Genomic DNA, 19,986 nt, shown 5'->3' with positions numbered 1-19,986 from the left:
TTCCTTTGCTCGAGTGACTTTGGTCGGTCTCTCGAAGAATCACGCGATGACCCTCAATCAGTCGGCTACGACACGCCGGTACCGCTGATCAGGTCCGACTCGTACACCACTCTGCTGGACGCAACCTTGTGCCCGGCGAATGCGCGCTGCAACTCGATGCCGGCGGCGAAATGCGTTTCACCGTCACGAACAACCGTCCCGCAGACACCGAGCGACTCCTCGGTCTGACCATCGGCGCGGCCGCGCAGGCGCACGGCATCGACAGCGTGGCCATCCCCCCGAAGTCGACCGCCGCCTTCGGCGAGGCGAACCACGGTCCAGCCCCCGACGGGCGTCACCCGGCGGTCCGGCTCCAACGATTGGATCCAGGCCTGCGACCCGCCACCTCGACTGACGTGACCTTCCGTTTCGAGCGGGCCGGCGACATCACGTTGCCGGTGCCGGTCGAGGCGTGCCCCGTCCAGACTCGGTGACGGACCACCGGCAGGTACTCGGCTCGGTCTAGCAACCGGTCCTGAACTCGAAGTGCGCGGTGTCTGTGTCCCCGGGTTCGTCGACGTAATACCCCACCGCGGTTCCGGTGATCGTGAATACCCCATCGGAGAACGTGGCATCGGCTTCGACCGGGGCGGTCGCCGGATCGGCGTTCCACGAATTGCCGGTGAAGCCGGCCAGATTCTGAATCCGGACCAGTCGCGCGCCCACCGCGTCGCCGGTGCGCACCTGAGCGGTGAAACCTGGTTCCTGCTGCAGACTTTCGATGAACCACACCCAACCGACCTGGTCACACGTGATTCGCATCTGCTCCTCGACCACACTGCCGTTGATCAGCACTCGCGCAGTGTGGGTACCGAGGGCCTCGTGGCCGTCGGTTGAGCACCCTGCACCCAGCAGAGCCGCAAGTGCAAGTCCGAGAGCCCGCGTGGGGTGCGCGCGGCCTGGCATCAATCGGGCTTGGTGGTGAGCACACACGCTCACAAGTACCCCGGCGCCACGAAGTCATACGGTCGTGCAGCGGGCCGGCACGTATCAAAGCGGCGTCTGCGGGTACGGATACGGCATGGTGCGATGGATAGCAATCTTCGTGGGTGTGGTGGCCTTGCTGGTCGGGCTCCTGGGACTGATCACGCCCGTGTCAGTCTCGCCTTTTCAGCAGAGCGTCAGTTGTGGCAGTGTTGTCGCGCCCGACCTGTCGGAGGCTCGATCGCTCGACGACTCGAACGCAGCGAACGTACCCGTAGACGGCGAGATCGTGGTCGACGTGAACTACACGCACCTGTGTCGCATGGAACTGGAGGACCGGAGGCTGTGGACCATCACCGTCGCGGTGTTGGGAGCGCTGATGGTGAGTGCGGCCGGCGTGCAGCGCGTGTTGACTTCGAGAAGGACTCCCGTCAGCTGAGTCCCTCATGGACGAGCGTGCGCATTCTCGGCAGTTTCCACGGCGTGTCCGCCACAGACACGCACGCTCGCCATGACACTCGCCATGACACCGGGCTACGCCAGACGGGAAAGGACTTCTGCGACAACCTGATCGAGTGCGATGTCGACCTGCTCGCCGGTGGCCATGCTCTTCACCCCGACCGTGCCGGCCTCCAGATCCCGGTCCCCGGCCACCAGCGCGATCGAGGCCCCCGACCGGTCGGCGCCCTTCATCGCGCCCTTGAGACTCCGGTCGCCGTAGGCGACGTCGACGCGCACCCCCGCCGCCCGTAACTGCGCGGCCAGTACTGCCAGCCGTACCTTGGCGTCGGCCCCCAGCGGCACCGCGTACACGTCCACCCGCGCCGTCTCCCCGGCCGTCTTGCCCTCGGCGCGCAGCGCCAGCAGCGTGCGGTCCACCCCGAGGCCGAAGCCGATCCCGGACAGGTCCCGGCCACCCAGCTGTGACATCAGGCCGTCGTAACGGCCCCCGCCGCCGATGCCGGACTGGGCGCCGAGCCCGTCGTGGACGAACTCGAACGTCGTCTTGGTGTAGTAGTCCAGCCCGCGCACCATCCGCGGGTTGATCACGTACGGCACCGACAACGCGTCCAGGTGCGCGAGCACGGTGTCGAAGTGTGCCTTGGCCGCGTCGGAGAGGTGATCGAGCATGACCGGCGCGTCGGCGGTCATCTCCTTCACGTGCGGGCGCTTGTCATCGAGCACCCGCAGCGGGTTGATCTGCGCGCGGTGCCGCGTTTCTTCGTCCAGATCCAACTTGAACAGGAAGTCCTGCAACAGTTCCCGGTACTGCGGCCGGCAACTGTCATCGCCCAGCGAGGTGATCTCCAGCCGGAACCCGTCAAGGCCCAGAGATCGGAACCCGGCGTCGGCGACAGCGATCACCTCGGCGTCCAGCGCGGGATCGTCGATGCCGATCGCTTCGACGCCCACCTGCTGCAGCTGCCGATACCGGCCTGCCTGCGGGCGCTCGTAGCGGAAGAACGGGCCGGCGTAACACAGCTTGACGGGCAGCTGACCACGGTCGAGGCCATGCTCGATGACCGCCCGCATCACGCCGGCGGTGCCTTCGGGCCGCAGTGTCACCGATCGCTCACCGCGATCGGCGAAGGTGTACATCTCCTTGGAGACCACGTCGGTGGACTCCCCCACCCCGCGCGCGAACAGCGCGGTGTCCTCGAAGATCGGCAGCTCGATGTCGCCGTAGCCGGCGCGTCGGGCTGCGGCCAGCAGCCCTGCGCGTACGGCGACGAACTCGGCCGAGTCCGGCGGGAAGTAGTCGGGGACGCCCTTGGGCGCCTTGAACGAGTCAGTCACGGAGTCAAACCTTCGAGGAATGGGTTGGTGTGGCGTTCGATGCCGATGGTGCTGCGCTCGCCGTGCCCCGGTAGAACCAGAGTGTCGTCGTCGAGCACCAACAGTTTTGTGACGATCGATTCGAGCAGGTCCCGCCCGCTGCCGCCGGGCAGGTCGGTCCGTCCGACCGACGACCGGAACAACGTGTCGCCGGTGAAGGCCACCTGCTCGGGCCCGTGCTCGACGCGGAACACCACCGAGCCCTGGGTGTGGCCGGGGGTGTGGTCGACGGCGACGGTGATCCCGCCGAGCTCGATCTTGTCCCCGTCGCGGTCCAGTTCGAGCACCTGCCTGGGCTCGCGGAACATGGCTCCGAGCGCGGTGCGCGCCAGGCCGCCGAGAAACCCCCTCCCGAAGCCCTTGATCGGGTCGGTGAGCATGTGCCGGTCGGCCGGGTGGATGAAGGCCGGGCACCCGTAGGTGTCGGCCACCTTCTGCGCCGACCATATGTGGTCGATATGCCCGTGCGTGAGGAGTACCGCGGCCGGGGTCAGCCGGTTCTCGTCGAGGATCCGGCGCAGCGGACCCATCGCCCGCTGGCCGGGGTCGACGACGATGGCGTCGGCGCCCTGCCGCGGGGCCAGCACGTAGCAGTTGCACGCCAACATGCCGGCCGGGAATCCGGTGATCAACACGTCTTCCAGCTTCCCATGCCCAGGTGGTGAGCCTGTTCAGGAGGGTCGCGGCGGCCGTTTCCAGCCGGAGCTGGCACACTCGGTGCCGACCGGATCAACTTCGAGGAGGACACCGGCCGTGCCGACGAACGAACAACGGCGTGCAACCGCCAAGCGCAAGCTCGAGCGACAGATGGAGCATCGGGCCGAGCGTGAGCGCAAGCGCCGCCTGTACACGATCATCGGATCGGCGGTGGCAGCCGTCGTCATCGTCGCCGCCGTGGTCGCCACCATCGTGATCACCAACCGCGACTCCGGCACCCAGACCGCGTCCGCTTCCAGCACCACCGCCACCACCGAGCCGTCGTCGCCACTCGACATGCCGGCGCCGGCGGAGGCCGGGGCCCTGCCCGAGTTCACCGCACCGGAAAATCTGGGCGGCGACTGCCAGTACCCCGCGGCCGAGCCGGCCAGCAAGGAGAACACCCCGCCGCGCAGTGGCAAGGTGCCCACCGAGCCGGCCCAGGTCAGCGCCAGCATGGTCACCGACCAGGGCAACATCGGGCTGCAGCTCGACAACGGCAAGTCGCCGTGCACGGTCAACAGCTTCGCCAGCCTGGCACAGCAGGGCTACTTCAACGACACCCCGTGCCACCGTCTCACCACCAGCGACTCTCTCGGGGTGCTGCAGTGCGGCGACCCGACCGGTGAGGGCACCGGCGGTCCCGGCTACCAGTTCGCCAACGAGTACCCGACCGACCAGTACCAGCCCGACGATCCTGCGCTCGGCCAGCCCGTGGTGTACCCGCGCGGCACGCTGGCGATGGCCAATGCCGGCCCCGGCACCAACGGCAGCCAGTTCTTCCTCGTCTACCAGGATTCGCAGCTGCCGCCGCAGTACACGGTCTTCGGCACGATCGACGAGACCGGTCTGGCCACCCTGGACAAGATCGCGGCCGAGGGCGTCGACGGTGGCGGGCCCGACGGCCCGCCCAAGCTGGCGACCACGGTGAAGTCCATCCAGCTGGACTGACCGCCGGGAAGGCTCAGCGCAGCGAATCCGCCGACGACTGCGCGTCGGCGACGCTGACCACCAACCGGTCGTAGTTCTGACCGTCGAGTTCGATCTGCACCGCGGGCCGTCCCGCCCGCGCGACGGCGAACGTCTTGCGGCCCCGTCGGCGCCAGGTACCGATCTTCGTGCGTCCGGGCCAGTGCAGACCCGGGGCCCGCATGCCGGCCACCGCGCGCAGCGGCTCGTCCACGACGTCGACGGCCTTCACCGCCGACACCGGCACGCGGATGTCGCCGTGCAGGCCCGCGATCTTCTCCCCGAGCGTCAGACGCAGCTCCACATCCGTCCCGACCCGTCGAAGTTCAGCCATCGATCCCTCTCCTTTCTCATTATTGATAATGATACCAAGGGCGATAATAGGCAGATGGCTTCGCTCGATCTTCTGCTGCACCCGGTTCGCATGCGCATCGTCCAGGCGATGCTGGACGGCAGCGAACTGACCGCCGGTGACCTGCGCGCCGAGCTCCCCGAGATCCCAGCGGCGTCGCTGTACCGGCACATCGCCACGCTCTCTGAAGCCGGCGTGCTGGAAGTGGCGCGCGAGCGACAAGTGCGAGGGGCCGTCGAGCGGACCGTCCGCCTACACCTGCCCTCCGCGGTGGTCTCCCCGCAGCAGGCGCGCGACTTGACCCGTGAAGACCACCGCCGCGCGTTCGCCGCCTTCGTCGCGATGCTGATGGCGGACTTCGACCGCTACCTGGCGGCCCCCGAGGTCGACGTCGTAGCCGACGGCGTGGCCTTCACCCAGGCCGCGCTGTGGTTGGACGACGACGAAATGCACGCGCTCCGGGACGAACTCGCCGCGGTGATCACGGCACGCATGGGCAATCGCCGCAGCGCGGGCCGCACCAAACGGTTGCTCAGCACCGTGCTGATGCCCGCGCGCTGAGACTGCGGCTCACGCCGCTGACGTCACGCGGTAGACGTCGTAGACGCCCTCCACGTTGCGCACCACGTTGAGCACGTGACCGAGGTGCTTGGGGTCCCCCATCTCGAAGGTGAACCGGCTGATCGCGACCCGGTCGTTGGACGTGGTCACCGACGCCGAGAGAATGTTGACCTTCTCGTCGGCGAGCACCCGGGTCACATCCGACAGCAACCGGTGCCGGTCGAGCGCCTCCACCTGGATGGCGACCAGGAACACCGACGACGGCGACGGCGCCCACTGGACATCGATGATGCGCTCCGACTGTTGTTGCAACGACGACGCATTCGTGCAGTCGGTGCGGTGCACGCTGACCCCGCCGCCGCGGGTCACGAAGCCCATGATGTTGTCGCCGGGCACCGGCGTGCAGCACTTGGCGAGCTTGGTCAGCACGCCGGGCGCGCCCGGCACCGCGACGCCGACGTCATCGTTGGTGCGCTGCCGCACCGGCATGGTCGCCGGCGTGGACCGCTCGGCGATCTCGTCGGCGGCCTCGTCGTCGCCGCCGAGCTGGGCCACCAGCCGCTGCACGACATGCCGCGCCGAGACATGCCCCTCACCGACAGCCGTGTAGAGCGCCGACACGTCGATGTAGCGCAGCTCCCGGGCCAGCGCGGTGATGGTCTCGGCATTCATCAGCCGCTGCAACGGAAGTCCGCCACGGCGGACTTCGCGGGCGATGGCCTCCTTGCCGGATTCCAGCGCCTCCTCGCGGCGCTCCTTGGCGAACCACTGCCGGATCTTGGCCTTGGCCCGCGGTGAGACGACAAAGGTCTGCCAGTCCCGCGACGGCCCCGCATTCGGGGCTTTGGAGGTGAAAACCTCCACCACTTCCCCGTTTTCGAGCTTGCGTTCCAGCGCGACCAGCCGACCGTTGACACGGGCGCCGATGCAGCGGTGCCCCACCTCGGTGTGCACCGCGTAGGCGAAGTCCACCGGTGTCGACCCGGTGGGCAGCGTGATCACATCCCCCTTCGGGGTGAACACGAAGATCTCCTGCACCGCGAGGTCGTAGCGCAGCGATTCGAGGAACTCACCGGGGTCGGCGGCCTCCCGCTGCCAGTCGAGCAGCTGGCGCATCCACGCCATGTCGTCGATCTCGGTGGCGGCGTGGCTGGGCGGAACTCCGTTGCGGCCCTTGGCTTCCTTGTAACGCCAGTGCGCGGCGATGCCGTACTCGGCGGTCTTGTGCATGTCGATGGTGCGGATCTGCACCTCCAGCGGCTTGCCCTCGGGGCCCACGACCGTGGTGTGCAGCGACTGGTACACCCCGAACCGCGGCTGGGCGATGTAGTCCTTGAACCGCCCGGCGATGGGTTGCCACAGCGAGTGCACCACGCCGACGGCGGCATAACAGTCTCGCAGCTCGTCGCACAGAATGCGTACGCCGACCAGGTCGTGGATGTCATCGAAGTCACGGCCCTTGACGATCATCTTCTGATAGATCGACCAGTAGTGTTTCGGCCGGCCCTCGACCACAGCGTTGATCATCGACGCGTTCAGGGTCGCGGTGATCTCGGCGCGCACCTTGGCCAGATAGGTGTCCCGCGACGGGGCCCGGTCGGCGACCAGCCGCACGATCTCCTCGTACTTCTTCGGATGCAGGATCGCGAACGACAGATCCTCCAGTTCCCACTTGACCGTCGCCATCCCGAGCCGATGAGCAAGGGGCGCAATGACTTCCAGCGTTTCGCGAGCCTTGCGGGCCTGCTTCTCGGGCGGCAGGAAACGCATCGTGCGCATGTTGTGCAGCCGGTCGGCGACCTTGATCACCAGCACCCGTGGGTCACGCGCCATCGCGATGATCATCTTGCGGATGGTCTCGCCCTCGGCCGCCGTGCCGAGCGCGACCTTGTCAAGCTTGGTGACACCGTCGACGAGGTGGCCGACCTCGGTCCCGAACTCCTGGGTCAACTGCTCGAGCGTGTAGCCGGTGTCCTCGACGGTGTCGTGGAGCAGCGCGGCGATCAGCGTGGTGGTGTCCATCCCGAGCTCGGCCAGGATGTTCGCGACCGCCAGCGGATGGGTGATGTACGGGTCGCCGGAGCGGCGCAGCTGGTCGGCATGCCGTTGCTCGGCGACTTCGTAGGCCTTCTGCAGCAACGTCAGGTCGGCCTTCGGGTAGATCTCGCGGTGCACTGCGACAAGCGGTTCGAGCACCGGGTTGATCGTGCTGCGCTGGGACGTCATCCGACGGGCCAGCCTGGCCCGCACCCGGCGGGACGCGCTGGTGGCCGGTTTGGTGCTGTCGCCGCGGGGCAGCTCCAACGGCTGGGTCTCCGGGCTGGACACCGGCGGCCGGGACGGCGACTGCACAGCCTGGCTGGCGGGCTCGGTCCGAACCTTGTCGGCCATGTTCACCTCCGGGATCTGTGCTCTTCGCAGGATATCCGCTCAGACGGTGTAGAGACTGGTCACCTCGAGCGGTCCCAGCGCGGTGCGACCGCCCAGCGCCGTGAGCTCCATCATCACCACCGCACCGGTCACGTTCGCGCCGACCCGGGTGAGCAACTGATGGGTGGCGGCCAGCGTGCCACCGGTGGCCAGTACATCGTCGATGATCACCACGCAGCGGCCCGCCAGATCGATGCCCTCGGCGGGGACCTCCAGCGTGGCCGTGCCGTATTCCAGGGAGTAGGTCTGGCTGATGACCGGGGGTGGCAGTTTGCCGCCCTTGCGCACCGCGAGAACACCGATGCCCAGGCTGATCGCGACCGCACCACCGAGCAGGAAGCCGCGGGCGTCCACCCCGGCGATCAGGTCCGCCCCGCGCGCGGCGTCGGCGATGGCCCTGCTCACCTGCGCCAGCCCGTGCGCGTCGGCGAGCACCGGCGTCAGGTCCTTGAACTGGATGCCAGGTTCGGGGAAGTCCGGGACCTCCCGCACCAGGGACGCGATCACGTCGGCGATGTCGCTCACTGGCTCAGCTTCCAACGATCCATGTTCCATCCCGCGCCCCATCGTGTCGGATTGCCGCTCACCGCGTACATCTTGGCCGAGGTCAGCAGCGTGCGCTGCTGGCGGTACAGCGGCAGCGTCGGCATGTCGCCCCACAGAATCGGCGCGGCCTCACCGAGCAGCCGCGCGATCTCCTTCGGGTCGGAGACGACGGCCAGCGTTGCGATGATCGCGTCGATGCGCTCGTTGCGGTAGCGGGGCAGGTTGTTGCCGTTGGCGCTGTGCAACGCGTAGGCATCCATCGTCGACGAGCCCGTCGACCCGCTGCCCGCCGCTCCCCCGACGGTGGCGATCAGCACGTCGATCTCATTGTTGCGCAACGACAACGGGCCGACATTCTCCCCCGCCACGTCCTCGACGGTGATGCCCGCGGGGGCACACGCCTTCGCGATGGCGCCGACGGTCGCGGCCAGACGCGCGTTGGGGGTCTGGTAGCCGATCCGCACGGTCAGGGGCGCCCCGTCCAGCGCGGCGCGCGCGGCGTCGGGGTTGGCCACCGCGAACTCGTTGACCTGCGGCGTGACTTCGGCGGCGCTGTAAGCGTCCACCGTCGCGCTGTTCAGCCGCGTGTTGGCCACCGGCACCTCGGCGTTGCGGGCGATCACGTCACGGGGTGTGCACAGGGCCAATGCCCGGCGCGCCGGCACCGCGGCCAGCGGGCCACCCGGGGCGAAGATGAGCTGTTCGACGCCCGCCGACGGCGAGTCGGTGCGCACGTAGTCGTCGGGCAGGTTCAGCGTGCCCGACGACCCGGTGGCGATATCGACGACGTCATAGGCGCCCTCGTTGACCTTGTCCTGCATGTCGGCGCTGCGCGGCCACACGGTGATCTCGGCGGTGACCGGTGTGGTGCCCCACCATTTGTCGTTGGCCACCAGTTTCACCGCGCCGTCCTCGGTGACGGAGTCCATCTTGTAGGGGCCCGAGGACGGGAACTTCTTCAGGTCGAGGTCGGGCGTCAGGTCCCAGGTGGTGTTCCACACCTGCGCGATGCGCTCGACGGTCGGGCGGTCGTTGTCGAGCAGCGCCCGGGTCACCCCGCCGTCACCGAGACCGAGGACGTCGGCGATCACGTGGGCCGGCATCATCGACGTCGCCGCGAACAGCTGGCCGTAGTCGGTGAAACCGCGTTCCGGAGCGAACGACACCCTGGCCTTCTTCTGCCCCGGCGCGCAGTCGACGCTCGCGATGTCGACGTAGCCCGCGCGGCTGGCCGCGTCGAATCCCGGGAACCGGCCCGACTGCGACGCCCATGCCAGCACCATGTCGTCGCAGGTGATCGGTTTGCCGTCGGAGTACACCGCCTCGGCCTTGATCTCGTAGTCCAGGATCAGCGGGCTGCGGCCCACCACCGAGATGGTGCCGAAGTCGTGGTCGCCGACGATCTGACCGTCCGGCCCGTGATAGTTGAACCCGGTCAGGACCCGTGCGAACGCCTGCGGTCCGCCCGATGCGGCGCCGACGACGGTGTTGGTGTTGTAGGTGACCAGCGCTCCGTCCACGGCGTAGTCGACGGTGTCGGCGGTGGCGTCCCCGCACGAGGTCAACCCCAGCCCGCCCACCACGGCCAGCACCGCGGTCAACGCGATCGCGCGACGTGGGCGAGGTGCCCGGCGGACTCGCAGGCGCCAGCGATCGGCCATCGGCGGCTACCGGTTCCGCGGGGTGCGCTTACCCGACGGTCGCCCGGTCCGGCTGCTGGTGGGCCGCACGGGGCGGGCGCCGGGGGCAGGCTTGTCAGGCGCGGGAGCCGGCGGTGTGGACACCACGGCCGCGGGTTCGGCCGTCACGGCGTCGTCGTCGGCGAGCGCGTCGGCCCCGGTCAGGTCGGCGCCGCCGGCCTTGGCCGCCGCCGTCTGACGGCGGTTGAGCACCCGGCGGGTGTGCTTGCTGACCAGCTCGGTGCGTTCGCGCAGGCTCACCAGCAGCGGTGTGGCGAAGTAGATCGACGAATAGGTGCCGACGATCACACCGACCAGCTGGACGAGCGCGAGATCCATGAGCGTGCCGACGCCGAGCAGCCACACCGCGATCACCATCAGCGCGATGATCGGCAGCACGGAGATCAGGCTGGTGTTGATCGACCGCATGAAGGTCTGGTTCACCGCCAGGTTGGCCTGCTCGGCGAACGTCCGGCGGGTGGTGTGCTCGAACCCGTCGGTGTTCTCCTCGACCTTGTCGAACACGATGACCGTGTCGTAGAGCGAGAAGCCCAGAATCGTCAGCAGGCCGATGACGGTGGCCGGGGTGACCTCGAAGCCGACGAGTGCGTACACCCCGGCGGTCACGACGAGGTCGAACACCAGGGTCGCCAGCGCCGCGATCGCCATGTATCGCTCGTAGCGCACCGTGATGTAGATGGCCGCCAGCACGAGGAAGACCACGAGCGCGATCAGCGCCTTCTGGGTGATCTGCCCACCCCAGGTCTCCGACACCGCGGAGTCGGAGATGGCCTGTTCGCTGGGCTGGCCGTCCGGTCCTTTCGGCTGGAACGCGTCGAACAGCGCCTTGCGCAGCTCGATGATCTGCTCGTTGTCCAGGGTCTCCGAACGGATCTGGAACGTCGCCGAGTCGCCGGCGCCGACGATCACGACCGATTCCGGCGGGTTGCCGATAGTGTCGGTGAAGACGGTCTCGACCTGCGAGGTGCTGGCCTGGGTGTCGCTGCGGGGGAACGACACCTTGGTGCCACCCTCGAAGTCGATGCCGAAGGTGAACCCGCGCAACAGCATCGCGCCGAGCGACACCAAAATGATCAGCCCGCTTACCGTGTACCACAGCTTGCGTTTGCCGATGACCTCGAAGGCGCCGGTGCCTGTGTAGAGCCGGACGAAGAAGCCGTGCTTGGCTGCGCCGGTCGCGGCGGACTCCAGGTCGGGCGCCTCGATCGCGCCGGATTCGTCGTTGTCTGTGCGGTGACGTGTCGCCATGATCTATCCCCGTCCCGCCGCGTTCGCGGCCGCTCGGCGTTCGCGTGCGATCTGTTGGACGGCACCCAACCCGTTGAGCGACGGCTTGGCCCACAACGTGGACTTCGACGCCGCGTACACGAGCGGCCAGGTCACCAGGAACACGATCACGACGTCGAGGATGGTGGTCAGGCCGAGGGTGAACGCAAAGCCCTTCACCTGACCCACAGCCAGGAAGTACAGCACCGCTGCGGCGAGCAGGGTCACGGCGTTGCCGGAGACGATGGTCTTGCGGGCGCGGGCCCAGCCTCGTGGCACCGCCGACCGGAACGAGCGCCCCTCCCGGATCTCGTCCTTGATGCGTTCGAAGAACACCACGAACGAGTCGGCCGTCATACCGATACCGATGATCAGACCCGCGATACCGGCCAGGTCCAGCGTGTAGTTGATGTATCTGCCGAGCAGCACCAGGATCGCGAACACCATGGCCCCCGACGCGGTCAGCGACAGCGCGATGAGCACGCCCAGCGCCCGGTAGTACAGCAGCGAGTACAGCAGCACCGCAACGAGCCCGACCGCGCCGGCGATCAGGCCGGCCCGCAGCGAGGACAGGCCCAGCGTCGCGGACACGGTCTCGGCCTCCGAGGATTCGAAGGACAGTGGCAGTGAGCCGTACTTGAGGACGTTGGCGAGTTCGCGCGCGGTGTCCTGGGTGAACTGGCCGGTGATCTGCGTGCGGCCACCGGGGATGGCCTCCTGGATCACCGGGGCGCTGACCACCTGCGAATCGAGGACGAACGCGGTCTGCGTGCCGATGTTCGCGGCGGTGAAGTCCGCCCACACCTTCGCGGCGTCGCTCTTGAACTCGACGTCGACGACGTACTCGCCGGCCTGCTGGTTCAGCCCGGACGTCGCGTTGGCGATCTGCTCGCCGTTGATGATCGACTTGTCCAGCAGATAGACCTCATTGCCGTCCTGCGAGCAGGTCACCAGCGGCAGGTTCGGGTCGTCGTTGCCCGCCAGCACGTCCTCCTGGCCGCAGCGGGTGGCCTGGAACTGCAGCGCGAGGATCTGGATCGCCTGCTCCGTGCTCTGCCGCAGCCGCTTCTCGTCCTGGATGCGGGTGGCCAGCGGGACATCCTTGTTGTCACCCGGCGTCGCGGCGCCCGGCGCCGGCTGCGCTCCGGGCGCGGGGGTCGGCGACGGTCCCGGAGGCGGGGTCGGCGCCGGCTGTTGCGGGAACGGACGCGGCTGCGGGGCGGGTGCTTGCGGCGCCCCCGGCTCGGCGGCCGCATCCGCACCGGGCGCGGGGCTGGGTTCGGCGCCCGGCGGCGTTCCGGGCGCTCCCGGTGGAGCCCCGGGGGCACCGCCCTGCGGGCCGGCTTCCGCTCCGGGCGGCATCGCACCGGCGGCCGGGATTACGTGGACGACGGGACGGATGTACAGCCGAGCCGTCTGCCCCAGGCTGCGGGCTTCGCTGGTGTCGTCACCGGGGACGGTGATCACGAGGTTCTGGCCGTCGATGATGACCTCTGAACCCGACACGCCGAGACCGTCGACGCGGGAGCCGATGATCTGCTTGGCCTGCTCCAGTGATTCGCGCGACGGCGGTGAGCCGTCAGGGGTGCGCGCGGTCAGGGTGACGCGGGTGCCGCCCTGCAGGTCGATGCCCAGTTTGGGTTCGGCCTTCTTGTCCCCCGTCAGGAACACCAGCAGGTAGGCGCCGATGAGCAGCACCAGAAACAGTGCCAGATAGCGGGCAGGGTGAACCGTCGAAGACGATGCCACGTGTTTACAGTCTCCTAGAGATCAGTTCGTCAGGTACCGCACGAGGGCGCGAAGGTACGGAAAGACATGGAAAGACACGAAAAGATTACGTGCTGTTGCTGAGATTTCAGCCGTCGCTCTTGGTGTTGGGCCGCTCGCCGAGGTCGGCGCCGGCGTCGAGATCGGCGTCATCGGTGTCGCCGTCCTCGTCGATGTCGTCGACGATGCGGTCCCGCACCGCCAGCTTCATCCAGGTGGTGACCACACCGGGGGCGATCTCCAGGTCGACGTAGTCGTCGGTGATACCGGTGATCGTGCCCTTCAGGCCGGAGGTGGTGTGCACCTGGTCGCCGATCTGCAGCGAGTTGTGCAGGTCGATGGTCGCCTGCATGGCCTTCTTCTGGCGCCGCGACGCGAAGTACATGAATGCGCCCATGATGATGAGCAGGGGCAGGAAAACGACCAGATCCATGGCGGCAATGTCTCTCTAAAAGTCTTCGTATCGGTCATGCGTGCAGGCTGTCGCACCTGCCGCAACAGGGGCCCGTCGCGCGGACTCACGCGCGGGCTCAACTAACCAGTGTGCCATTTCGGCCGCTTGAGGCCACGACCCTGGTCGGGCGTCCCCTGCCACGACCTCGCCCACCGGGTCCATTCGCGACGGAATCCGAAGCCGACAGCGCCAGACAGCGATGATTCCGCATCAAGGTGGCGATGTTCTCGACGGATCAGCCGGTTCAGCGACTAGGCTCAGACGGTAACTCGGCAGTCGTCGAACCCGGTCCCGTTGAGGCCTGTAGGAGGTTTCCCGTGAGCGCTCTGGAACAGAGCCGCCACCTCGCCACCGCCATTCCCGGTCCCCGCTCCGCCGAGATGATCGCGCGCAAGAGCGCGTCGGTGGCCCGGGGCGTCGGCACCACGATGCCGGTGTACGCGGCGCGGGCGTTCGGCGGCATCGTCGAGGACGTCGACGGCAATCGGCTGATCGACCTCGGGTCTGGCATCGCGGTGACCACCGTCGGGAACTCGTCGCCCCGAGTGGTCGACGCCATCACCGACCAGGCCGGCCGGTTCACCCACACCTGCTTCATGGTCACGCCCTACCAGGGATATGTGGCCGTGGCCGAGGCGCTCAACCGGCTCACACCCGGGGACGGCGACAAGCGGTCGGCATTGTTCAACTCGGGCTCCGAGGCCGTCGAGAACGCGGTGAAGATCGCCCGCGCGTACACCCGCAAGCAGGCGGTGGTGTCGTTCGACCACGCCTATCACGGGCGCACCAACCTGACGATGGCGCTGACGGCGAAGTCCATGCCCTACAAGCACGGCTTCGGCCCGTTCGCCCCGGAGATCTACCGCGCTCCGCTGTCGTACCCGTTCCGCGACGCCGAGTTCGGCAAGGAGCTGGCCACCAACGGCGAACTGGCCGCCCGACGGGCGATCACGGTGATCGACAAGCAGGTCGGCGCCGACAACCTTGCCGCCGTGATCATCGAGCCGATCCAGGGCGAGGGCGGTTTCATCGTGCCCGCCGAGGGTTTCCTGCCGACCCTGCTTCAGTGGTGCCGGGCCAACGGCGTGGTGTTCATCGCCGACGAGGTGCAGACCGGGTTCGCCCGGACCGGCGCGATGTTCGCCTGTGAACACGAGGGCCCCGAAGGCCTGGTCCCCGATTTGATCGTCACCGCGAAGGGCATTGCCGACGGGATGCCGCTGTCCGCGGTCACCGGCCGCGCCGAGATCATGGACGCCCCGCACGTCAGCGGGCTGGGCGGCACCTACGGCGGCAATCCGGTGGCCTGCGCGGCCGCGCTGGCCACCATCGAGACCATCGAGTCGGAGGGTCTAGTCGAGCGGGCCCGTCAGATCGAGACGCTGATGAAGGACAGGCTGGGCCGGATGCAGGCCGAGGATGACCGGATCGGCGACGTCCGTGGCCGTGGGGCGATGATCGCCGTCGAACTGGTCAAGTCCGGAACGCTGGAACCGGACCCGGAGCTGACCCGCAGTCTGCTCGCCGCAGCCCACCAGGCCGGCGTGATCGTGTTGTCCTGCGGCACGTTCGGCAACGTGCTGCGCTTCCTGCCTCCACTGGCCATCAGCGACGAACTGCTGCTCGAAGGCCTCGACATCCTCGAACTGATCCTGCGCGACCTCTGACTCAAGGAGCTCCAAAGACATGACCACAGTTCAGAACTTCATCGACGGCCGCCTCGTCGACTCCAGCAGTGGCGCCACCATGCCGCTGGTCGATCCGAGCACCGGCGAAAAGTACGGCACGGCACCGGTTTCCAACGAACAGGACATCGACGAGGCGTATGCCGCGGCGGCCAGGGCGTTCAAGGAGTGGAAGAAGACGACACCGTCGCAACGACAGAAGGCGCTGTTGGGCTTCGCCGACGAGGTGGAGAAGGCCGCGGACGCGTTGGTCGCCGCCGAGGGCCGCAACACCGGAAAGCCCAATCACGTCACCGCGGTCGAGGAGATCCCGCCGATGGTCGATCAGATCCGGTTCTTCGCCGGCGCGGCCCGGGTACTGGAAGGCAAGTCGGCCGGGGAATACATGGCCGACCACACGTCGTGGATCCGCCGCGAGCCGGTCGGCGTCATCGGGCAGGTGGCACCGTGGAACTACCCGATGATGATGGCGATCTGGAAGATCGCCCCGGCCATCGCCGCGGGCAACACCGTGGTCATCAAACCCAGCGACACCACCCCGGTGACGACGGTGATGCTGGCCGAGCTGGCCGCCAAGCACCTGCCCGCCGGCGTGCTCAACGTCGTCACCGGCGACCGGGTGACCGGCGCGTCCCTGGTGGCGCACCCGACCCCGGAGATGGTGTCGATCACCGGCTCGGTGGCGGCGGGCAAGGCAGTCGCGGTCAGCGCCGGAGGTAACCTCAAGCGCACCCATCTGGAGCTCGGCGGTAAGGCCCCGGTGGTGGTGTTCGACGACGCCGATTTGGCCGCCGCGGCCGAGGGCATCGCCACCGCGGCGTACTTCAACGCCGGGCAGGACTGTACGGCTGCCACCAGGGTGCTGGCGTCGGCCTCGATCGCGGCCGACCTGACCGCGGCCCTGGCCGAGCAGGCCAAGGCCGCCACGACCACGTTCGGCCGACCCGCCGACGATGAGGACGCCTGGGTGCCGCCGGTCAACAACGTCAACCAGATGGAGCGGGTGCTGTCCTTCTTCGATGACATCCCGTCGCACGCCACCGTCGCGGTAGGGGCGAATCGCCAGGGCGACAAGGGGTTCTACATCGAGCCGACAGTGATCGGTGGGCTACGCCAGGACGACCGGCTGATCCAGCAGGAGATCTTCGGTCCGGTGATCACCGTGCAGACGTTCTCCGACGAGGACGAGGCGATCGGCTGGGCCAACGGGGTCGAGTACGGACTGGCGTCGTCGGTGTGGACCAAGGACGTGTCCAGGGCGCTTCGGGTCTCCAATGCGCTCGACTTCGGCTGCGTCTGGATCAACACGCACATCCCGCTGGTCGCCGAGATGCCGCACGGCGGTTTCAAGTCGTCGGGCCACGGCAAGGACCTGTCGATGTACGGGCTGGAGGACTACACGCGCATCAAGCACGTGATGGCTTACACCGGCTGAGCCGCGGCCCGCACGAAGTCGACGAGGATCTGCCGGATCTCGTCGGCGGTCAGTCCGTCACCGTCGACGTCATGGGCGATCAGCTCGGAGATCAGGTCGTCTCCGGGCTGCCCGCACCGGTATGCCACCATCACGTCGAAGTAGGCGCCGAGCTCGTCGCGCACCTCGCTGTCGTCAACAGCGCCTGCCCACCGAGCGATCCGCCACCAGTCCCGAACCGGCGCGCCGAGCGCGCTGCACAGCCCGCACATCCGGGGTCCGAGGACGATCGCGGCGACGTCGTCGTGGGTGCCGGCCGACATCCGCGCCGTGAACAACTCGGTGAGCCGCTGCGTCTGCGGGTGCACCTTCCGACCTCCCTGGACAATTAGCCAACCTATTCATTCCACGCTAACCGTCGGCGATACCCGAAGAAGCACGCAGACGGCCGACTGTGGCGGGCTTAACGCCGGACCGCGCAGTGTGACCCCCGCTGCACATATGCGAGTTGGCTTGCGCCGCAATCATTCACAGCATTTTGACAGGCCTCGAGGCTACCGTGACGGAATAAAGTTAGTTTTACTATCGTAATTTTTTTACGGCGCAGCGCCGCGCCCGTCCCCCACCGCGATTCCGCTGAGGAACTCTGATGCCCACTGAGATGCCCACTGACTCCCGCGAGGACCGCCTCGTTCGTCGCATCGCCGACCTGCGCGCCACCGACCCGCAATTCGCCGCCGCCGTGCCCGACGAGGCCGTCTCCCACACCATCGACCGACCCGGCATGCGCCTTCCCGAGATCATCGCGACCGTGCTCGGCGGCTACGCCGACCGACCGGCCCTCGGCGCGCGCGCCGTGCGCTACGTCGTCGATCCGGACACCGGCCGCACCAGCGCCGCACTGCTCCCCCACTTCGAGACGATCAGCTATGCGGAGCTGTCGCGCCGCGTCGACGCCGTGGCCGCCGCGCTCGACGACGTGCGCCCCGGCGACCGTGTCGCGATGCTCGGGTTCACCAGCATCGACTACACCACCATCGACATGGCCCTGGCGACCATCGGGGCGGTGACGGTGCCGCTGCAGACCAGCGCCCCGATGGGCACGCTGGCGCCCATCGTCGCCGAGACCGAACCGCGTGTCGTCGCCTCGTCGGTCGACTCGCTCACCGACGCGGTGACACTCGTGCTGGAAACCGCGACCGTGACACGGCTGGTGATGTTCGACCACAACACGCGGATCGACGATCACCGTGACGCGGTCGCCTCCGCCGCCGCCCGACTGAAGTCCGCCGGGTCGGCGGTCGACGTCGAGACACTCCCCCGGGTCATCGCCCGCGGATCGACACTGCCGCACCGCGAAATCTCCGCCTCCCACGACGACACGCTGGCCCTGTTGATTTACACATCCGGCAGCACCGGCGCCCCGAAGGGCGCGATGTACCCCGAACGACTGGTGGCCAACTCGTGGCGGCAGTCCACCAAGGCGAACTGGGGCAACCGCGGCGGCCTTCCGTTGATCACGCTGAACTTCCTGCCGATGAGCCACATGATGGGCCGCGGCCTGCTCTACGGGACGCTGGGCGCCGGCGGCACTGCGTATTTCGCTGCACGCAGCGATCTTTCGACCTTTCTGCAGGACCTTGCCCTGGTGCGGCCCACGCAATTGAGCTTCGTCCCGCGGATCTGGGACACCGTCTACGCCGAGGTGTGCAAGGAACTCGAGGCCGCGCGGCAGAGCACCGCGAGGTTCTCGCCGACCTGCGGCAGAGCCTGCTCGGCGGCCGATTCGTCACGGCGATGACGGGCTCGGCGCCGCTGTCTTCAGAGATGAAGACCTTCGTCGAGGACCTGCTCGACATGCACCTGGTCGACGGTTACGGCTCGACGGAGGCCGGCGCGGTGTTCGTGGACGGGCTCGTCCAGCGGCCCCCGGTCATCGACTACAAACTCGCCGACGTTCCCGAGCTCGGCTACTTCGCCACTGACCGTCCCCACCCGCGCGGCGAGCTTCTGGTCAATTCGGAGACGCTGTTTCCCGGCTATTACAAGCGTCCCGACGTCACCGCCGAGATGTTCGACGCGGACGGCTATTACCGCACGGGCGACATCGTCGCCGAGACCGGCCCCGATCACCTGGCCTACCTCGACCGTCGTAACAACGTTCTGAAACTGTCCCAGGGTGAATTCGTCACCGTGTCCAGACTCGAAGCGGTGTTCGGGGACAGTCCGCTGGTTCACCAGATCTATCTGTACGGCAACAGCGCGCGACCCTACCTGCTCGCAGTGGTGGTGCCGACCGAGGCGGCGTTGGCCGGTGACGACGTGAAAACGGCTGTGGCGGAATCGCTTCAGCGTGTCGCCAAGGAGGCCGGACTGCAGTCCTACGAGGTCCCTCGCGACCAACTCATCGAGACCACGCCTTTCACGCTGGAGAACGGCCTGCTCACCGGCATCCGTAAGCTGGCCCGTCCCAAACTCAAGGAACGGTACGGCAACCGACTGGAAGCGCTGTACACCGAGTTGTCCGAAGGGCAGGCCGACGCACTGCGGCAACGTCGCCGGCAGGGGGCGGGCCGGCCGGCCCTCGAGACCGTCGGCCGCGCCGCCGCCGCGCTGCTCGGCACCGCGGCCGGCGATGTGCACGACGACGCCCATTTCACAGACTTGGGCGGGGATTCCCTGTCGGCGTTGACCTTCGCGAACCTGCTCCGTGACATCTTCGACGTCGAGGTTCCGGTCGGTGTGATCGTCAGCCCAGCCACCGATCTCCGCGAGCTGGCCGACTACATCGACTCCGAGCGCCGAAGCGGTTCCACGCGACCGACATTCGCGTCGGTGCACGCGCGATCCGACGGCCCGGTGACCGAGGTGCACGCCGGCGACCTGACGTTGGACAAGTTCCTCGGCGCCGAGACCCTCGCCGCCGCGCCCGCCCTGCCCGGGCCGCGCCAGGAGATCCGCACCGTGCTGCTGACCGGGGCGACCGGGTTTCTGGGCCGCTACCTCGCGCTCGAATGGTTGGAGCGCATGGCGTTGGTCGGTGGCACGCTGATCTGTCTGGTGCGCGCGAAGGACGACGCCGCGGCACGGGAGCGGCTGGACCAAACGTTCGACAGCGGGGATACCGAGCTGTTGGAGCACTACCGGCGTCTGGCCGCCGAGCACCAACAGGTCCTCGCCGGCGACAAGGGCGAGCCACATCTCGGGCTCGACCCGCAGACGGTTGCGTCCAGCAGAGTGGTGTACGAGTCGGACCTGATCAGCGGTACCGGCGTGTCGTTGCCGAATGATTGAAGGTCATCGCGTGATTCTTCGAGAGACCCGTCAAAGTCACTCGAGCAAAGGAA

General features: G+C 67.9%; 17 protein-coding genes and 1 pseudogene. 7 read left to right on the top strand and 11 right to left on the bottom strand.

The genetic code is table 11. The features are described from left to right. Positions 1 to 128 precede the first annotated feature (128 nt). Positions 129 to 473: a hypothetical protein gene (locus ACTWP6_RS27845; protein ID WP_443189389.1), complete on the top strand. Its 345-nt coding sequence runs from the start codon at positions 129 to 131 to the stop codon at positions 471 to 473. 28 nt (positions 474 to 501) lie between these two features. On the opposite strand, the gene ACTWP6_RS27840 is transcribed toward ACTWP6_RS27845, so the two are convergent. Continuing rightward, positions 502 to 945, bottom strand: coding sequence for a lipoprotein LpqH (locus ACTWP6_RS27840; protein WP_443189388.1), 444 nt, complete (start codon positions 943 to 945; stop codon positions 502 to 504). A 139-nt stretch (positions 946 to 1,084) separates the two neighbouring features. Between ACTWP6_RS27840 and ACTWP6_RS27835 the strand changes: the two genes are divergently transcribed. Beyond that, positions 1,085 to 1,402 (top strand): hypothetical protein, encoded by a 318-nt coding sequence (locus tag ACTWP6_RS27835; RefSeq protein WP_443189387.1) that lies wholly within the window; start codon positions 1,085 to 1,087, stop codon positions 1,400 to 1,402. A 95-nt stretch (positions 1,403 to 1,497) separates the two neighbouring features. Here ACTWP6_RS27835 and hisS read toward each other — a convergent pair whose 3' ends face one another. Together hisS and ACTWP6_RS27825 are read right to left on the bottom strand one after the other, a co-directional pair. Next, positions 1,498 to 2,760 carry a histidine--tRNA ligase gene (gene hisS / locus ACTWP6_RS27830; protein WP_443189386.1) on the bottom strand — a complete coding sequence of 421 codons (1,263 nt, stop codon included), beginning with the start codon at positions 2,758 to 2,760 and terminating at the stop codon, positions 1,498 to 1,500. Next, on the bottom strand, positions 2,757 to 3,434 hold the full coding sequence (locus ACTWP6_RS27825; RefSeq protein ID WP_443189385.1) for an MBL fold metallo-hydrolase: 678 nt from the start codon (positions 3,432 to 3,434) through the stop codon (positions 2,757 to 2,759). Before ACTWP6_RS27825 ends, hisS begins: the two co-directional genes overlap by 4 nt. A 118-nt stretch (positions 3,435 to 3,552) precedes the next feature. On the opposite strand from ACTWP6_RS27825, the gene ACTWP6_RS27820 reads away from it, so the two are divergent. Further along, complete coding sequence (locus tag ACTWP6_RS27820; RefSeq protein ID WP_443189384.1) at positions 3,553 to 4,446, top strand: peptidylprolyl isomerase; 894 nt, start codon at positions 3,553 to 3,555, stop codon at positions 4,444 to 4,446. A gap of 13 nt (positions 4,447 to 4,459) precedes the next feature. Here the strand turns inward: ACTWP6_RS27820 and ACTWP6_RS27815 are convergent, their stop codons facing one another. Further along, positions 4,460 to 4,798: a hypothetical protein gene (locus ACTWP6_RS27815; RefSeq protein WP_443189383.1), complete on the bottom strand. Its 339-nt coding sequence runs from the start codon at positions 4,796 to 4,798 to the stop codon at positions 4,460 to 4,462. 54 nt (positions 4,799 to 4,852) lie between these two features. On the opposite strand from ACTWP6_RS27815, the gene ACTWP6_RS27810 reads away from it, so the two are divergent. Further along, entirely contained in the window at positions 4,853 to 5,377 is a 525-nt protein-coding gene (locus ACTWP6_RS27810) for a helix-turn-helix domain-containing protein (protein ID WP_443189382.1), read from the top strand. A 9-nt stretch (positions 5,378 to 5,386) separates the two neighbouring features. On the opposite strand, the gene ACTWP6_RS27805 is transcribed toward ACTWP6_RS27810, so the two are convergent. The 6 genes from ACTWP6_RS27805 to yajC form a co-directional block, all read right to left on the bottom strand. Next, on the bottom strand, positions 5,387 to 7,768 hold the full coding sequence (locus ACTWP6_RS27805) for a RelA/SpoT family protein (protein ID WP_443189381.1): 2,382 nt from the start codon (positions 7,766 to 7,768) through the stop codon (positions 5,387 to 5,389). Between the two features lie 39 nt (positions 7,769 to 7,807). Then, positions 7,808 to 8,362 (bottom strand): adenine phosphoribosyltransferase, encoded by a 555-nt coding sequence (locus tag ACTWP6_RS27800; RefSeq protein WP_396884515.1) that lies wholly within the window; start codon positions 8,360 to 8,362, stop codon positions 7,808 to 7,810. Next, the gene (locus ACTWP6_RS27795; protein WP_443189380.1) at positions 8,329 to 10,014 is read right to left on the bottom strand and encodes an ABC transporter substrate-binding protein; all 1,686 of its coding nucleotides are present in this window, start codon (positions 10,012 to 10,014) and stop codon (positions 8,329 to 8,331) included. Before ACTWP6_RS27795 ends, ACTWP6_RS27800 begins: the two co-directional genes overlap by 34 nt. 6 nt (positions 10,015 to 10,020) lie before the next feature. Further along, complete coding sequence (secF, locus tag ACTWP6_RS27790; protein WP_443189379.1) at positions 10,021 to 11,301, bottom strand: protein translocase subunit SecF; 1,281 nt, start codon at positions 11,299 to 11,301, stop codon at positions 10,021 to 10,023. Between the two features lie 3 nt (positions 11,302 to 11,304). Then, positions 11,305 to 13,068, bottom strand: a complete 1,764-nt coding sequence (gene secD / locus ACTWP6_RS27785) for a protein translocase subunit SecD (protein ID WP_443189378.1) — start codon at positions 13,066 to 13,068, stop codon at positions 11,305 to 11,307. 106 nt (positions 13,069 to 13,174) lie between these two features. Next, a complete protein-coding gene (gene yajC, locus ACTWP6_RS27780) occupies positions 13,175 to 13,519 on the bottom strand; it encodes a preprotein translocase subunit YajC (protein WP_260751989.1) in 345 nt (114 codons plus the stop codon). Positions 13,520 to 13,857: 338 nt separating this feature from the next. On the opposite strand from yajC, the gene gabT reads away from it, so the two are divergent. Then, a complete protein-coding gene (gabT, locus tag ACTWP6_RS27775) occupies positions 13,858 to 15,207 on the top strand; it encodes a 4-aminobutyrate--2-oxoglutarate transaminase (protein WP_443189377.1) in 1,350 nt (449 codons plus the stop codon). Between the two features lie 19 nt (positions 15,208 to 15,226). Further along, positions 15,227 to 16,660 (top strand): gamma-aminobutyraldehyde dehydrogenase, encoded by a 1,434-nt coding sequence (locus tag ACTWP6_RS27770; protein ID WP_260751987.1) that lies wholly within the window; start codon positions 15,227 to 15,229, stop codon positions 16,658 to 16,660. On the opposite strand, the gene ACTWP6_RS27765 is transcribed toward ACTWP6_RS27770, so the two are convergent. Continuing rightward, a complete protein-coding gene (locus tag ACTWP6_RS27765; RefSeq protein ID WP_443189376.1) occupies positions 16,648 to 17,007 on the bottom strand; it encodes a hypothetical protein in 360 nt (119 codons plus the stop codon). The two genes, ACTWP6_RS27770 and ACTWP6_RS27765, sit on opposite strands and share 13 nt — an antisense overlap. A 293-nt stretch (positions 17,008 to 17,300) precedes the next feature. Here ACTWP6_RS27765 and car point away from each other — a divergent pair. Beyond that, positions 17,301 to 19,861 (top strand): annotated as a pseudogene (car, locus tag ACTWP6_RS27760) (carboxylic acid reductase); the annotation flags it as partial. Between the last annotated feature and the right edge of the window lie 125 nt (positions 19,862 to 19,986).

This window comes from Mycobacterium sp. 4D054 (assembly GCF_052245755.1).
Taxonomy (GTDB): Bacteria; Actinomycetota; Actinomycetes; order Mycobacteriales; family Mycobacteriaceae; genus Mycobacterium.
The sequence above is the reverse complement of the archived record's forward strand: the minus strand, read 5'-3'. Positions and strand labels throughout refer to the sequence as shown.